General features: G+C 45.8%; 10 protein-coding genes and 1 other RNA gene. 9 read left to right on the plus strand and 2 right to left on the minus strand.

Features of this window, described 5'->3' with window-relative positions; all coding sequences use genetic code 11:
* Positions 1–94: 94 nt before the first annotated feature.
* From L1076_RS10925 to L1076_RS10940, 4 genes are all read left to right on the plus strand, one after another.
* On the plus strand, positions 95–2098 hold the full coding sequence (locus L1076_RS10925; protein WP_042602643.1) for a GGDEF domain-containing protein: 2004 nt from the start codon (positions 95–97) through the stop codon (positions 2096–2098).
* A gap of 136 nt (positions 2099–2234) precedes the next feature.
* An RNA gene (gene ffs, locus L1076_RS10930) (signal recognition particle sRNA small type) lies at positions 2235–2331 on the plus strand.
* A 707-nt stretch (positions 2332–3038) separates the two neighbouring features.
* The gene (locus L1076_RS10935; RefSeq protein ID WP_237303603.1) at positions 3039–5792 is read left to right on the plus strand and encodes a cation-transporting P-type ATPase; all 2754 of its coding nucleotides are present in this window, start codon (positions 3039–3041) and stop codon (positions 5790–5792) included.
* Positions 5793–5976: 184 nt separating this feature from the next.
* Positions 5977–6711, plus strand: coding sequence for an RNA methyltransferase (locus L1076_RS10940; protein ID WP_237303604.1), 735 nt, complete (start codon positions 5977–5979; stop codon positions 6709–6711).
* 90 nt (positions 6712–6801) lie between these two features.
* Here L1076_RS10940 and fdxA read toward each other — a convergent pair whose 3' ends face one another.
* The gene (fdxA, locus tag L1076_RS10945) at positions 6802–7125 is read right to left on the minus strand and encodes a ferredoxin FdxA (protein WP_005431654.1); all 324 of its coding nucleotides are present in this window, start codon (positions 7123–7125) and stop codon (positions 6802–6804) included.
* A gap of 232 nt (positions 7126–7357) precedes the next feature.
* Here fdxA and L1076_RS10950 point away from each other — a divergent pair, with 232 nt between their 5' ends.
* From L1076_RS10950 to udp, 5 genes are all read left to right on the plus strand, one after another.
* Complete coding sequence (locus tag L1076_RS10950; protein ID WP_237303605.1) at positions 7358–8977, plus strand: NAD(P)/FAD-dependent oxidoreductase; 1620 nt, start codon at positions 7358–7360, stop codon at positions 8975–8977.
* A 344-nt stretch (positions 8978–9321) separates the two neighbouring features.
* On the plus strand, positions 9322–9741 hold the full coding sequence (locus L1076_RS10955; protein WP_038866642.1) for a CBS domain-containing protein: 420 nt from the start codon (positions 9322–9324) through the stop codon (positions 9739–9741).
* 63 nt (positions 9742–9804) lie between these two features.
* On the plus strand, positions 9805–11256 hold the full coding sequence (locus L1076_RS10960) for an MATE family efflux transporter (protein WP_237303606.1): 1452 nt from the start codon (positions 9805–9807) through the stop codon (positions 11254–11256).
* 100 nt (positions 11257–11356) lie between these two features.
* Positions 11357–13666 (plus strand): zinc/cadmium/mercury/lead-transporting ATPase, encoded by a 2310-nt coding sequence (locus L1076_RS10965; protein WP_042602651.1) that lies wholly within the window; start codon positions 11357–11359, stop codon positions 13664–13666.
* Positions 13667–13974: 308 nt separating this feature from the next.
* Positions 13975–14733 carry a uridine phosphorylase gene (gene udp / locus L1076_RS10970; RefSeq protein WP_038866646.1) on the plus strand — a complete coding sequence of 253 codons (759 nt, stop codon included), beginning with the start codon at positions 13975–13977 and terminating at the stop codon, positions 14731–14733.
* A 160-nt stretch (positions 14734–14893) separates the two neighbouring features.
* Here the strand turns inward: udp and L1076_RS10975 are convergent, their stop codons facing one another.
* Positions 14894–16054 (minus strand): DUF1887 family protein, encoded by a 1161-nt coding sequence (locus L1076_RS10975; RefSeq protein WP_038866647.1) that lies wholly within the window; start codon positions 16052–16054, stop codon positions 14894–14896.
* Between the last annotated feature and the right edge of the window lie 132 nt (positions 16055–16186).

Below are 16186 nucleotides of genomic sequence, written 5' to 3' on the forward strand. Positions count from 1 at the left end.
TTATATGTTCGGCCTTTCATATTTATTGTGTATTTAAAAATAAAAATTCAATCTTAATCTCTATGGATATAGAGGCATTTTAGAAACGTTAGTCATGGTTAAAGTTGTTCAAAGGCTGTTGGTTTTTGCTTGTTTTTTACTGAGCCTGAGTCTCAAAGCAGAGCCCGTAACACCCTCTTATTATAAAGTTGCGACAGAAGCGGATGATGTCGTTACTCGAGTCCTGTTTGATGCAGTAGCAGAAAACTTTGATGTCTCGATCCAATACGTAAACTACTCCAGTTTCGATGCCATTCTTGATTCGGTAGCGACAGGTGAAAGTGATTTCGCTGCCAACATTACCTACACCGATGAGAGAGCAGCGCGGTTTAGCTATTCGCGTCCGACCAATATTGAATACACTTACCTCTATGGGGTGAGTGATACTAGTTTAAAAGACACCGCTGTTGTTGGTGTTCCCCAAGACACTATTTATCAAGACCTGATCAAACAAAACTATCCCGAAGTCATTCAGGTTCCCTATCAAGGGTATGAAGAAGCGTTGATGCTGCTACGAGCAAATCGAGTTGATGGCGTTGTTGATGCCATCAACCAACTCAAGCCTATGTTGCTTGAAGGCTTTGATGCCAAATTGCTCAACGATCACATATCAATAAAGCCGGTATCAATCGTAAGTGCGAAAGGCACCCATCTGGACGAGCTTGATCGCTTTGCTGATTTCATTCATAGCGAATCGGTGCAAAAGCTATTACGAGAGCAAGTAGCACTGTACCAATTTGAATTGCGTCAGACCGCGTTACGAGAGTCGTTAAAACAGCTTCCTATCGATTTAAATGAGCCGTTTAGGATCAAACTGGAGTCTATTTTTCCCTACGTTGTCTATAACGAGGATGGCTCGGTAGAGGGTATGACGGCAGATGTTGTGCTTAGGAGCTGCGATATTCTGGATCTAAATTGCGTGATTGTTGGTCAGCCAAGTGAAAGTTGGGAATCCATGTATCATCAATTTATTCGGGGGGAGTTTGATATGCTTGCTCCATTGACGATCAGCCGAGAAAGACGAGCATTCAGTTATTTCCCGCAGCCTCATTACTCTCCGACGTCCGTGATGGTTAAGCGTCTTGGCTACAAACCCAACGTTTATTCTCATGTCTCTCAGTTGATCTCCGAACGTATTGGCGTAGTGAAAGACGATTTCTTCGATCAAATTTTGACGCAAATGTTGCCGTTAAAAGAGCTTAATCGTTTTGATTCACAGCAAGCGATGCTCGAAGCACTGCTAGCAAGAGAGATTGATTACATCGCAATGGATACCGCGATGCTCAACCACTTCTTACGCTTGAGCGAACTTATCCCCATTGAGCAAGATGATGCGATTGGTGAATTCTACCAATCAGAGCTGTCGGTTGGGCTGGCGGCGAACGAGCGCGGAGCAATTCTTGCGCCGTATTTCAGTCGCGCGATTTCTATGCTCGATCTTGAGAAAATTGTCGCGCAATACGATTTAAGGCCTGATTGGCGAACTGCATTGGAATACGAAGTACGTTTGGCCACGCAAACTCAAGCAGTGTTTATCTTTGTGTTGGTGTTTGTACTTGGGGTGACATTGTATTTATATCGTCAGTCTAATACCGATAACTTAACCGGATTGAGAAATCGTCGCGCTCTGCATGTGAAGTACCGCCAAGGAGTACCAAAAGACTTAGCGATTCTTTATCTGGACATTAATCAGTTTAAGCAAATCAACGATACCTACGGACACCGAGCTGGTGATCGCGTACTGCAATTGCTGTCTCTCAAAGTACATCGAGTATGGGCGGGTAGGAGCTACCGAATCGGAGGGGATGAATTTATTTTGCTCGGATACCCAACCGAAGTTCAATTGCAAAGAGCAATGGAGGAGCTCAGTCAGTTGGATGTCAAAGATGAAGCTTTAAATGGACTGAGTGAAGTGACTATCTCTGTCGGGGTTTCAGCTAAACGTGAGCGTAGCGTGAGTCTGGAGCAAGCCATGCATTTGGCTGATGAGAACATGTACTCCAGTAAGCAGGCGTCGCGTGATTGTTGTGACGGAAATTCCTGTCCGGCGGGGACCTAATAGGCTGAATTGACCGAGTTTTGTGCAAACAGAAGTGAAATGGTTAAATTCGTCGCTTTAGCCCTTGCAATCTGAGAGGCGATACTGAATAATCCTCACATCATTTGAGACACGCTCTCAAAACAGAATTATGGGGCCCTGGTCCTCTCGCAACAATAGCTCGTGAACTCGGTCAGGTCCGGAAGGAAGCAGCCGCAGCGGGTGACTTGTGTGCCGGGATGTGGCTGGGGTCCCACCCTTTAAAAGCCTCGCTTATACAGCGAGGCTTTTTCGTTTCTGCGCTATAAAACACTCTCTTAGATCTTATCCCATTCTCTCAACTGGCTATTAGTCTGGCTGGTGGCTTCTCGCTACTCATAACCAAATTTGTATGAAGCATTCGGCCGTGTCTCTTGTGATTTCTCCTTTGTTTTAGTGTGAATAAATATGCTAATTGCATAACTCGAACGGGATGCATTTCGACTAGCTAAATTTGGTCATTCTTTATTAGCAATTTTTCTATCTCCCCTTGCAAATCTTTTCGGATAGTTTGCATTTTTGTCACGCTTGTTAGCCACTCTTAATAAAAGCATCTTGTAGAAAAATTACACTTTTCGGGAAAAATGAAGTGTTTTTTCAGTCTAATCGGGGTCTTATTCATGTTCATTTACACTTAATTGATATTTTGTATGACAAAATAAAATTGAGATTGATTGGGGTCAAAGATTCGTCCGCATTCGCTATCTGCCTATCTGAAAGTTAATTACAAGTATTCATCGGTTCGGGTAGGTTATTTTTACTCGCTGGCATAACACTGAATAGATTCTTGATAAATATTCAAAATGAAAATAAACGGTGCAACGGTGACTAGCGAGGCGATTTAACTCAATTCTATTCAGCGAATGCTTTTTATCAGTTTGAAATTGTACTGATGTCGCTTGAATGCTTTTTGGAGACCCCCATGACTAAAAAGTGGTTTACTGAGTCGGTTGAAGAAACACTGACTCAATTAAATGTATCAACTGAGCAAGGTTTGACTTCGGAAGAAGTAGAGCAGCGTCAGGCTGAACACGGCAAAAACGAGCTACAAGAGCAAGAAGGCAAATCTGCCCTTGAGCTATTCCTACACCAATTTAAGAACCCATTGATCTTCATTCTGGGTATTGGTGCGATTGTTTCCTTCTTTACTGGTCACCTTGTGGATGCGATTGCCATCACTGTGATCATCTTCATCAATGCCATCATCGCATTTTGGCAAGAGTTTAAAGCTCAGAAGGGCATGGAAGCGCTGCGCGAAATGGCAGCCCCAACGGCTCAAGTTCGTCGCAATGGCGAATGGATCGATGTGTTGGCACGTGACATTGTGCCGGGTGACATTCTAAAGATTAATACGGGCGATATCCTTGCTGCGGACGTGCGCATCATTGAAGCGAACCGTCTTGCGGTAGATGAAGCCGCGCTTACTGGTGAGTCTGAGCCGGTTGATAAAATCGTTAAGGTGATTGAAGACGAAACCGTCGGCCTTGGTGATCAGCGTAATATGGGCTTTATGACCACGATTGTGACCACTGGTACAGGCTTAGGTGTGGTTGTCAGCACTGGCATGAAGACAGAAGTTGGTCACATCGCGGACATGATGGCAAACACCGAAGAAACCAAAACACCAATGCAAGAGCGTATGGATACCATCGCAAAAACCTTGATGGTTGCGGCTTTGGGTGTGGTGGCTGTGGTTTGTGGTATCGGTCTTTACCACGGTATGCCTTGGTTGGAAATCCTGAATACGGGTATTTCGTTGTCGGTAGCGGCGATTCCAGAAGGTCTGCCAACAGTTATCTCAATTGTTTTGACGATGGGCTCAACGCGCATGGTGAAGAACAACGCATTGGCGAAGCAGCTTTCTGCAATTGAGACGCTGGGTTCAACCACGGTTATCTGTTCAGATAAAACCGGTACGCTGACACAAAACCAAATGCAGGTAATGAAAGCGTACGACGCAAGTGGTCGTTACTGGGAAGTGTCAGGCAAAGGCTTTAGCCCTGAAGGTGAATTCAAACCTCTAGGCCACACGGTTGATGCAAAGCAAAGCCCAGAGATGATGAAAGGCTTAGTGGTTGCGACCCTGTGTAATGATGCGGAGTACATCAAAAATGGTGATAACTCGTCTGTGCGTGGTAACCCAACCGAAGGCGCATTGATTGTTGCAGCGGCAAAAGCGGGTCTGGAGCAATCAGACATGCTATCGACAGGCGGTTACTCTATCGTTGAGAAGTTCCCGTTTGATTCTGCTCGTAAGATGGCGTCAGTGATTGTCAAAGGACCGGATGGTAAGCACTTCCTTGCTATTAAAGGTGCGCCAGATGTGGTGTTGCGCAATGCTTCTGGCTTTATGGTCGACGGTGGTGAGCTACCTACAGCACCAACCATGTCCACAGGCAGCTTAGCGTTAGCAGCAAGTCCAGCAGAAGAGGTGATTGCGAACTACGAAGCGGCAATTCAGGACTTTGCAGAGCAAGCGCTTCGCACTTTGGCAGTAGGTTATAAAGAGCTGACAGAAGAGGATCTCAAGCGTGAGCCTGCTGAGCTAGAGAAAGATGTGACCGTGCTTGGTTTGTACGGAATTATGGATCCACCACGTCCAGAAGTTCGCGACGCAGTAGAAAGCTGTTACAACGCAGGCGTTCGCACGGTGATGATCACTGGTGATCACGCACTTACTGCAGCGGCAATTGCACGCGAAATAGGCATTATCCGCAGTGAAAAAGACTTGGTTATTACGGGCGCACAACTGGATGAGATGGATGATGAGGCACTACGTAAAATCTGTCCGGAAGTTGCCGTCTTTGCTCGTGTAACACCAGAACACAAGCTGCGAATTGTTCAGGCTCAGCAACACAACAATGAAGTGGCAGCGATGACAGGTGACGGCGTGAACGACGCGCCAGCTCTTCGTCGTGCGGACATCGGTGTTGCAATGGGTATCACCGGTACATCGGTAGCCAAAGATTCGGGCGATTTGATTCTACTGGATGACAACTTCAGCACGATCGTTAAAGCCGTGCGCCAAGGTCGTCAGATCTTCGATAACTTGCGTAAGTTTATTCGCCAAGCCCTGACGGCAAACGTGGGTGAAGTATCGGTTATCTTGTTTGCTTTCTTGATGATGGGCCCAGAGGCGATTCTGCCACTTACGCCGCTAATGATTCTATGGATCAACCTAGTCTCAGATGGTCTGCCAGCGCTGGCATTGGGTGTAGAACCTGAAGAGAAAGATCTGATGGAGCGTAAGCCGCGTAAGCGTAACGAAAGCTTCTTCAGCGACCATCTGGGTACACGTATTGTGACGCGTGGTTTGGCATTGGGCGGAATGAGCTACTTGGCGTTCAACTGGGCACTGAGCAGTGGTCAAAGTGCGCAGTATGCACAGACAATGGCATTCGCAATGCTGATTTTTGCGCAGTTATGGCACTTGTTCGATTCGCGCAGTTTTAGTTCGCTATACCGCAAGAATCCATTCACCAACAAATACCTGTTGGGTGCTGTAGCGGTCTCGGCAACGCTGTCCCTTGGTGTTATTTATACTGGTCTCGGTCAGCTGATCTTTAACACAGAGGCACTAAGTGCTGGTCACCTATTTGGTGTGATTCTTGTGTCTTCACTGCCGACATTCATTTTGTCTGGCATTAAAGAGATGACGAAAACCAAAGTCGTTTAAGAATGGTGGTGTCGATTCTTTCAGCATAGGGAAGCGACAGATACCTAAAGCCCGCCGAGAGTGATAGCTTGGCGGGCTTTTCTTTTCTCTCAAGCAAGGCATCTCTTTAGCTGTGCGAAGGTTTACTCTATAATCCCCCCCGTTTTCATCTGGTACTTCACCAACTTTCATCTGGGATATTTTCATGATTTCAAAAAACCAACTAAAACTGCTGCGTGCTTTAGGTCAAAAGAAGCAGCGTAAAGCGCACGGCTTATTTCTGGTTCAAGGTGAAAAGAACGTACTGGAATTGGCGAACAGCTCACTCATGGTAAAGCAGATTTTTGCGACTGCTGAGTTTCTAGAGCAGCACAACCAAGAACTAAATGGCTTCGAGTGTATTGAAGCGTCACTAGATGACTTAACTAAAGCAAGTACGCTGGTGAGCAACAATGCAGCCATTGCTGTGGTTGAAATTCCAAACGTAACAGTGCCTCAGGCAAAAGGCTTGATGATCGCATTGGATGGCGTTTCTGATCCGGGCAACCTAGGTACGATCATTCGCATAGCGGATTGGTACGGTATCAAGCACATCATCGCGAGTACAGATTGTGCCGATCCATACAACCCAAAAACCATCAGTGCAACCATGGGCAGCTTTGGTCGCGTGCAAGTGAGCCTAGTGGATTTACCAAGCTACCTAGAAGAGGCAAATTTGCCAGTGTATGGCGCTTTCCTTGAAGGCGAGAGTGTGCACAAGACGGAATTCTCAGCAGAAGGCATTTTGTTGATGGGCAGTGAATCTCACGGTGTGCGTGAAGCGGCATCGAAGTTTGTGACCGACAAGATTACCATTCCAGCGTTTGGTGGTGCAGAGTCGCTAAACGTGGCAATGGCGACAGGTATTATTCTGGACAACATGCGTCGTCAACACAGCTAATCGCAGCAGCGAATCATAGATACAAAAAAAGCGTAACGAGCCAGACTTTTTCAAGTTGAGGTTCATTACGCTTTTTTCGTTTTAATGCGCTTATTTTTCTAGCATGTCCAATTTGTTTGGCACGCCGTTCCACTTTTCCGCTTCATCCATTGCTGGCTTGACTTCAGTTTGTACCGGCCAGATTTCTGCAAGTTCTGCGTTGAGCTCCTTGTAGATCACTTGATCTTCTGGCAGCTCGTCTTCTTGGAAGATAGCGGCTGCGGCACATTCGTCCACGCACAAACCACAGTCGATGCACTCAATCGGGTTGATTACCATAAAGTTTGGGCCTTCGTGGAAGGCATCAGCAGGGCATACCGCGACACAGTCAGTGTATTTACATTGGATACAGTTATCGGTTACGACAAACGCCATGATAATCAGCTCTTAAGTTAGTCAAAATTGAAGAATGGGGATAATACTCATCCCAAGGCAAAATTCAACATTCGCTACGTTAATTCCGCCGCGCAACTTGGATTTAGTATGACAGACAATTCAATTTCTCGTAAAATGCGCGCCATTGTGAGCTGACTGCTTTTTCACCCTTGATATTAACGAGGAAAAAATAGCAGTTCTGGCTAAGACACCTACCATAACGAGACATCACATGATTCGTATTAATGAAATTAAACTTCCTCTTGATCACGAGGAAGGCGCGCTATTGGACGCGATTACTAAAAAGCTTGGCATTGCTGCTGAGAAAGTTATCTCTTTTAATGTCTTTAGACGCGGCTACGATGCTCGTAAGAAAACTAATATTCATCTTATCTACACGCTAGACATCATCGTTGAAGGTGATGAAGAAGCGTTGCTAGCGAAATTCGAAAAAGATCCGCACGTTCGCCAAACACCAGATATGGAATACAAATTTGTTGCGAAAGCACCTGAGAACCTAACTGAGCGCCCAGTGGTGATCGGTTTCGGTCCTTGTGGTCTGTTTGCGGGTTTGGTTTTGGCTCAAATGGGTTTTAACCCAATCATCGTTGAGCGTGGTAAAGAAGTGCGTGAGCGTACTAAAGACACGTTCGGCTTTTGGCGTAAACGCACACTAAACCCAGAATCAAACGTACAGTTTGGTGAGGGCGGCGCAGGTACTTTCTCTGACGGTAAGCTTTACAGCCAAGTGAAAGATCCAAATTTCTACGGTCGTAAAGTGATCACTGAGTTTGTTGCAGCTGGCGCACCAGAAGAAATTCTATACGTAAGTAAGCCGCACATCGGTACCTTTAAACTGGTAACTATGATCGAGAAGATGCGCGCGAAAATCATCGAACTAGGTGGTGAGATCCGCTTCAGCACTCGTGTTGATGATGTGCATATGGAAGATGGTCAAATCACAGGCGTAACGCTATCAAACGGTGAGGAGATCAAATCTCGTCACGTTGTTCTGGCAGTTGGTCACAGTGCTCGTGATACTTTCGAAATGCTGCATGACCGTGGCGTTTACATGGAAGCGAAGCCATTCTCTGTTGGTTTCCGTATCGAACATAAACAAGCGATGATCGACGAAGCGCGTTTTGGTCCAAGTGCAGGTCACCCAATTCTTGGTGCAGCGGACTACAAACTGGTTCACCATTGTAAGAATGGTCGTACGGTTTATAGCTTCTGTATGTGTCCTGGCGGTACTGTTGTTGCTGCAACTTCTGAAGAAGGTCGTGTAGTAACAAACGGTATGAGCCAATATTCACGTGCAGAGCGTAACGCGAACAGCGCAATCGTAGTGGGCATCTCTCCAGAAGTTGACTACCCGGGTGATCCTCTGGCGGGTATCCGTTTCCAACGTGAACTAGAATCGGGCGCTTACACACTCGGCGGTGAGAACTACGACGCACCAGCACAGAAAATTGGTGACTTCCTGAAAGGTCGCGATCCAAGTGCGTTGGGTGATGTTGAACCATCGTTTACACCTGGCATCAAACTGACTGATCTTTCTAAGGCGCTTCCACCGTTTGCAATCGAAGCGATTCGTGAAGCGATTCCAGCATTCGATCGTAAGATCAAAGGCTTTGCTTCTGAAGACGGTCTACTGACTGGTGTTGAGACGCGTACGTCTTCTCCAGTTTGCATCAAGCGTGGTAAAGACTTCCAAAGTATTAATCTGAAAGGTTTCTTCCCAGCGGGCGAAGGTGCAGGTTACGCAGGGGGTATTCTTTCTGCGGGTATTGATGGAATTAAAGTCGCCGAAGCGGTTGCTCGTGATATCGTTGAAATAATGCAAAATGCATAATTTCAGCAGATAATAGTTTGTCGAAAGCCAGCCCAATTTGAGGCTGGCTTTTTTGTGCGTGATGCATAGCTAATTAACCTAACCCCTTTTTCTTTTCCGAGTTTAAGCCTGTTTGTTTTCAGTTTGTTCCTTATTTCATCGCATTCTGTCAGATCTTTCCGTGCGGGTGGAGTACAACATAAATATGCAACTGATCTTTCATTGCTCTATCTTATGAATCTATTGTGACTGTTATTAATAGACAACGCCTATAAATAAAATTGCCATTTTCCATTTAGTAAAATCAAGAAATTAGACGACACTTATCTTAAAGGCAGCAAAAATGTGCCGCTAAGGAGATAAGAATGCACTCACTAAAAGTAAAAGATTACATGACGTTGCAAGCGGTGACTTTCACCAAAAACATGTCGCTCACAGCGGCTTTGGATAAGGTGATGCAAAGTGTTACTCTAGGTGGTCCCGTTATCGACGAAAACGAGAAAGTCATTGGATTCCTTTCTGAACAAGACCTTTTAGACAAACTCGTTAAAGCCAGTTACCACTGTCAGGATACCCACACAGTAGAAGAGTGCATGCACGAAGATGCACTGTCTGTGTCACCAGAAATGTCCATCATCGAACTAGCAGATATGATGAAGGTGGGGAAACCGAAAATGTACCCAGTGGTGGATGATAAAGATAAGCTCGTCGGTGTAATTACTCGCCGTGATGTATTGAGGGCTATCGGGAAGACGCTAAACGAATGTTTCAAACATCCTGTTTAAAGCCAAAATAATAAAAGTTCAGACAAAAGACGCCTCGGCGTCTTTTTGTCGTTGAGGAAGAATATGTCCACGCAAGACGCGAAGTTTGTCCAAGGTTCTACCATGCGCCACATCTTAGTGATGTCTGGCGCAGGTTCAGTTGGTTTGATGGCGTTGTTCGTCGTCGATTTACTCGATATGTTGTTTATCAGTATGTTGGGGCAAGTTGAATTAGCGGCTGCCGTTGGTTTTGCTGGGACATTGATCTTTTTCTCAACGTCAGCATCGATTGGCACGTCAATCGCGATGGGAGCACTGGTCTCTAAGTCTATTGGTGCAAAGGACTTTGACCGAGCGAGGTTGATGAGCGGCAGTATCATGCTCACTGCCTTTATGATCAGCTTGGTTATCACTATTGGCATGTACATGCACATTCCCGAGCTCTTGGCTGCGATTGGTGCAGAGGGCGTTGCCGCTGAAAGAGCCGAAGCTTACCTTAATATTCTACTTCCAAGTGCTCCTATTCTCGCCTTAGGCATGTCAGCAGGCGCAGGTTTGCGTGCGGCGGGAGATGCTAAACGTTCCATGTGGGCCACTCTAGCGGGAGGCATTGTTAACGCTATTCTTGATCCTCTGTTTATTTTTGTCTTCAAATGGAATGTTGAAGGGGCTGCAGCTGCGTCGGTTATTGCTCGATTTACCGTATTGGCTTTCTCGCTCTATCCATTAGTGAAAGTGCACAAGTTGGTTTCATTCCCGGATTACAGCATCCTCAAAAACAACCTTAAGCCAATTCTAGCCATTGCTGTGCCCGCTATCATTACTAATACCGCAACCCCTGTTGGGAACGCTATTGTAACGACGCACATTGCGCATTTTGGGGAAGACTTTGTGGCTGGTTTTGCCGTTATTGGACGTTTGACGCCAGTCTGTTTTGCTGTGATTTTTGCTTTATCAGGTGCGGTAGGGCCGATTATTGGACAAAACTTTGGTGCAGAGCGAATGGATCGCGTGAAAAAAACGCTGACGGACTCGTTGTTAGTCACCACGATTTATACACTTTCGGTGTGCGTTGTACTGTATCTATTGCAAGACTACATTGTTGCGATGTTTAGCCTTACTGGTGATGCTGCAATCATTGTAATGGCCTTCTGCACTTATGTGGCAATCAGCTTTGTGTTCAATGGCACTCTGTTTGTGGCAAATACCTCGTTTAACAACCTTGGTAAGCCACTTTACTCGACAGCATTGAATTTAGGTAAAGCGACGATTGGTACCTTACCTTTTGTGTACTTTGGGGCGCAATGGTATGGCGCGCTTGGTGTGCTCTATGGACAAGCGGTCGGTACCATCGTGTTCGGCTTGCTGGCATTGGTTGTGCTAAATAAACACATTAAAGATCTGATGCAAAACTTTGGCGAAGACTTGGTGGAAGACGACCCTGCGATAACGTGCGTAAATACTCAGCCTTTCTGTTCTCACGATGCGGTTTTGATCGATGAAGTCGTCACCGCCTTAGAAGAAGAAAAAGCGTAAATTTTAATAATTTCACATAAACACTCTTGACCTTGGAGTAAGCTCCAAGGTTTATTCTTTACGGTAGATAAAGACTTATCACCAATAAGGAAAGTGAATTATGTGTAATAAACATCAAGGTTGCCAATCAGGCAAAATCAAATCTGCGGTGGCAATAGGTGCTACGGAGTCTTGTTCCGCACCAACAAAACCAACCTTAAATATCACTCAAGCCAGTGTTATGGCTTCAGAAGAGTCATGTTGCAGCAGCAGTGGTGGTTGTAGTAATGACCCTGCTGATGAAGAAGGCCCTGCCGAACCCATAGAAACCTCCATTCGCCATAGCTGGTTGGTGTCTGGCATGGATTGCCCTGCCTGTGCCCAAAAGCTTGAAAAAGCCGTTTCTTCTATAGACGGTGTACTCAAGGCCAAAGTCTTGTTTGCGACGGAAAAGCTGGTGGTTGATTTTGACAATCGCGCTCTTGCGCCTGTGATTGAACAAATCTCACAACAAACAGGATTCCCACTGTCTTCGACCGATGCTCCAAAGCCAAAAGCTGAGAAGAAGGGTTGGTTAGGTATCATCAAAGACAATGCTCAGATACTTTCTATTGCAGGTGCGATGGCATTTGCCGGTCTTATTTCGGACGTTAATCCGATGCTGAGCACGTGGTTGTTTACCTTGACCTGTTTGTTGGGTCTATACCCAGTGGCAATGAAAGCTTTCAAACTCGCACGCAGTGGTACGCCCTTTGCTATCGAGACGCTCATGAGTGTGGCGGCTTTAGGTGCGCTGTATCTTGGTGAAACCGCAGAAGCTGCGATGGTGCTATTGCTTTTCCTTATTGGTGAAAAGTTAGAAGCATATGCATCCTCCCGTGCTCGTAGCGGTGTTCAGGCTCTGATGGATTTGGTGCCAGAAAACACGACTTTGATTGTGAACGGAGAGCGTAAAGAAGTCCCTGCTTCTCAACTTCAGCCGGGTGACGTGATTGAAGTGGCACCGGGGGGGCGTATGCCTGCTGACGGTGTTCTTATCAATCAAGCCGCAAGCTTTGATGAAAGTGCTCTTACCGGTGAATCGCTACCAGTTGAACACATTGAAGGTGGGAAAATCATGGCTGGCGCTGTGGTTGTCGACAAAGTCGTGCAAATTCAAGTGACGTCTCGCCAAGGTGAAAACGCGATTGACCGAATTCTTCATTTGATCGAAGAAGCGGAATCACGCAAAGCTCCACTAGAACGCTTCTTAGATAAGTTTAGCCGTTGGTACACTCCTTTGATGATGTTGGTATCGCTACTTGTCATTATCACACCACCATTGCTGTTTGCTCAGCCTTGGGAAACATGGGTATACCGAGGCTTAGCGTTACTATTGATTGCTTGTCCATGTGCGTTAGTTATCTCGACACCTGCGGCAATTACTTCTGGTTTAGCAGCGGCAGCAAAACGAGGCGCCCTCATCAAAGGTGGTGCAGCATTGGAACTGTTGGGACGTGTTGAGTCTGTTGCGTTCGACAAAACAGGTACATTGACACAAGGTAAACCTCAAGTGACCGATGTGGTTGCGATAGGTGTGACTGATGAGCAGCTATTGAGCCTAACAGCATCGATTGAAATCGGTTCAAGCCATCCGCTAGCGATTTCACTGGTGAACAAAGCTCAAGACCAAGGCGTGATGATTCCGGAAGCCACAGACAAAACTGCGCAGGTAGGTTCTGGTGTGACTGGCTTAGTCGATGGCAAAGTGGTTCAAGTGATTGCACCTTCTAAAGCCGAATTCAAGTTGAATAAAGAAGTCGAAGATCGTGTACTTGAGCTTGAAGGGCAGGGTAAAACAGTGGTTGTTGCTCGCCATGACTCTCAAGTTATTGGTCTGATTGCGTGGCAAGATACGTTACGTCAAGATGCTCAGCAAGCGGTTGCGGCTTTGAAGCAACTGGGTATTTCATCTGTGATGTTAACCGGTGATAACCCACGCAGTGCTGAAGCGATTGCGAACCAAATTGGTCTCGATTACAAGGCGAGTTTACTGCCTGCCGACAAAGTCCATTACGTCGAAGAAATTTCTGCGCAGCATACGGTTGCAATGGTCGGTGACGGTATTAATGATGCCCCAGCAATGAAAGCATCCAGCATTGGTATTGCCATGGGAGGCGGTACAGACGTTGCCTTAGAGACTGCAGATGCTGCGCTGACTCACAACCGCTTGGTGGAACTGCCAGCCATGATTGAGCTATCACGCGCAACATTAAATAACATTCGTCAGAACGTTGCTTTGGCTTTGGGTTTAAAAGGGGTGTTCTTAGTGACTAGTTTGTTAGGTATTACAGGCCTATGGGTTGCGGTACTTGCTGACAGTGGTGCTACGGCCTTGGTGACTCTAAATGCTTTGAGATTGCTTCGATTCGAGTCCAAACAAGTCAAGTAATTTCACGATCTAATCGATTAATTATTAGCCCGAGGTGGATTCGCCTCGGGCTTTTGTATTTGTATGATTGAAATCATTTTCCTGAATGATTTGATTGAAGAGTCACTGTTTATTATGCAACACAATAGTTTCATGGCTTTCAAAGTGTGATCAAAACCGTTTTTATTTGAAAGTGTAAGTTTATTACATTGTTTCATTGTGATTATGATCACTCTATGTTGGTAAAAGGTTCGCTACAGTGCATCTGTACCCAACAACTTACTAATGAGCTTATTGCTTACAAAATAAGCCACAACAAGGAGCGACTTATGTCTCAAGCTGTATTCCATTTAGGTGTTACTGAAGCGGATCTTAATGGTGCGACTCTAGCAATCATTCCAGGCGATCCTGCACGCGTACAAAAAATCGCAGAAGAAATGGAAAACCCAGTATTTCTAGCAAGTCACCGTGAATACACGCTATACCGTGCAGAGCTAGACGGTAAACCTGTTGTGGTTTGTTCTACAGGTATCGGCGGTCCATCTACGTCTATCGCAGTAGAAGAACTAGCGCAGCTTGGCGTTCGCACTTTCCTACGTGTTGGTACTACTGGTGCAATCCAGCCACACGTAAACGTAGGTGATATGATCGTTACTACAGGTTCTGTTCGTCTAGACGGCGCGAGCCTACACTTTGCTCCAATGGAGTTCCCAGCAGTAGCAGACTTCGAAATCGCAACAGCAATGAAAGCTGCTGTTGAAGAGTCTGGTGCAACCGTTCATATGGGTGTGACTGCTTCAAGTGACACTTTCTACCCTGGTCAAGAGCGTTACGACACGTTCTCTGGTCGTGTTGTTAAGCGTTTCCAAGGTTCTATGCAAGAGTGGCAAGACATGGGCGTTCTGAACTTCGAAATGGAGTCAGCAACACTGCTAACCATGTGTGCAAGCTCTGGCTTGAAAGCAGGTTGTGTGGCGGGTGTTATCATCAACCGTACACAAAAAGAGATTCCAGATCATGCAACGCTGAAAGAAACGGAAGCTCGCTCAATTAAAGTTGTAGTAGAAGCAGCGCGTAAGATGCTTTAAGCACAACGGTTAGTTGGCATTTAAACAAACGGGAAAAACCAGAGGTTTGCCTCTGGTTTTTTCTATCTGGCAGTTTTGTCTGAGTATTCAAACAACAAATCTGACGCAATAAAAAAGCAGCTCGAGGCTGCTTTTTTTGATTTTTGATCTATATCGACGATTAGATTTCGTCAGAACCACCGGCGGCTTCAAACCACGCACTTAGATGTGTTTTCAGATCTTTCAACTCATCAGGGCCAATAAGCGCCAACCCTAAGTCTTCAGCACGTGTGATATCGTTATGACGCAGTGGGCGGAAGCTAACTAACATTGCTCGCGCTTGCAGACCACCTAGAAGGTCGCGCAATGACTCCAATTTGTACAAGGTATCATCGCCATCATCACGCATGCCTTTAGTTTTACATTCGATGATGTGTAACTTGTTGTTCACCACAGTCGCAACATCAAGCTCGTTACGAACTTCGCTTTCACCGAGTTTGCGATAAACCTGAACGTTCAACGATCGGTCTTGAATAGTCGGCATTGTGTCTTGGATTTGCTTCACAGTGCTGTGAACTAACGTTTCTAACCATTCACCATTTGAGAAGCGACGAGCATCTTCATCGATAAAGGTGAGAACCCCATTTTCATAGGTTGCAATTTCTGCTTCCACCAAATCAGTCAGAAGCATATTCAGTTCACGGTAGCCTTGCTGCTTCTCAGAAAGCTCTACATCTAATTTTTGTTCTTTACGACATGTCGTCGCAAGATAGTTAAGCGTCGCCAGTCCAGGACCAAGTTCTAGCGCATTAGAAGCCCAACGCTCACCCAGTTCATAAAGTTTTTGGTCTAGTTGAGGAGGCAGATCGACGTGGTGGAATTCACCGCGTGCACCGAAGATAGTCAGGTAATCAGAGATGGTGATGTGGTCTTCAACTTGCGTGTCTTCTTTACCATCAGGATACAGCCAGCAGAGTTTATCGCTGTTTGGCTCAACGACAAAGATTGGCCAGCGGTACGTACGGAAAACTTCATACACAGAAAGCAGTCGGTGACGAAGGCCGCAACTTGCATTCAGTTTTACTTCTTCACCTCTATCATGGAGGTCTTTTGCCAATTTATGGATCGATTGCTTAATAAGAGAAGTGTTTACAACAGAAGGAATTTCAAAAAATTCAGAAGTAATTTCTCGCTGCTCCAACACGGCACTCAGTCGCTCGTACATATCAGATTGGCTTTTGTCGCCGATGAAGACGATATGTGTGCTAACAGTGCGATTATCCAAAAGAGGAGTGACCAATCTCACTGGGTCTTGGTCGATAATACCAACATGAACAGCCATAGATTTTCCTTCTTATTTGGCTTGCTCGAAAAGAGAAAAGAAAAGGGATGAGCAAGCCATATTAACCATATGTAGACAAGGCTCATAAAAAACAAGGGCGACTTCAATAAAAAGTCGCCCTTATACAGTTGG

Origin of the sequence: Vibrio sp. MMG023, from assembly GCF_021654215.1 — a bacterium.
Taxonomy (GTDB): domain Bacteria; phylum Pseudomonadota; class Gammaproteobacteria; order Enterobacterales; family Vibrionaceae; genus Vibrio; species Vibrio jasicida.

Bases quoted from the DNA above. Each gene is read 5' to 3' on its own strand.
- fdxA (WP_005431654.1), bottom strand. From the start codon at position 7,125: ATGGCGTTTGTCGTAACCGATAACTGTATCCAATGTAAATACACTGAC.
- L1076_RS10955 (WP_038866642.1), top strand. From the start codon at position 9,322: ATGCACTCACTAAAAGTAAAAGATTACATGACGTTGCAAGCGGTGACT.
- L1076_RS10975 (WP_038866647.1), bottom strand. From the start codon at position 16,054: ATGGCTGTTCATGTTGGTATTATCGACCAAGACCCAGTGAGATTGGTC.
- udp (WP_038866646.1), top strand. From the start codon at position 13,975: ATGTCTCAAGCTGTATTCCATTTAGGTGTTACTGAAGCGGATCTTAAT.
- L1076_RS10965 (WP_042602651.1), top strand. From the start codon at position 11,357: ATGTGTAATAAACATCAAGGTTGCCAATCAGGCAAAATCAAATCTGCG.
- L1076_RS10925 (WP_042602643.1), top strand. From the start codon at position 95: ATGGTTAAAGTTGTTCAAAGGCTGTTGGTTTTTGCTTGTTTTTTACTG.
- L1076_RS10950 (WP_237303605.1), top strand. From the start codon at position 7,358: ATGATTCGTATTAATGAAATTAAACTTCCTCTTGATCACGAGGAAGGC.
- L1076_RS10960 (WP_237303606.1), top strand. From the start codon at position 9,805: ATGTCCACGCAAGACGCGAAGTTTGTCCAAGGTTCTACCATGCGCCAC.
- L1076_RS10935 (WP_237303603.1), top strand. From the start codon at position 3,039: ATGACTAAAAAGTGGTTTACTGAGTCGGTTGAAGAAACACTGACTCAA.
- L1076_RS10940 (WP_237303604.1), top strand. From the start codon at position 5,977: ATGATTTCAAAAAACCAACTAAAACTGCTGCGTGCTTTAGGTCAAAAG.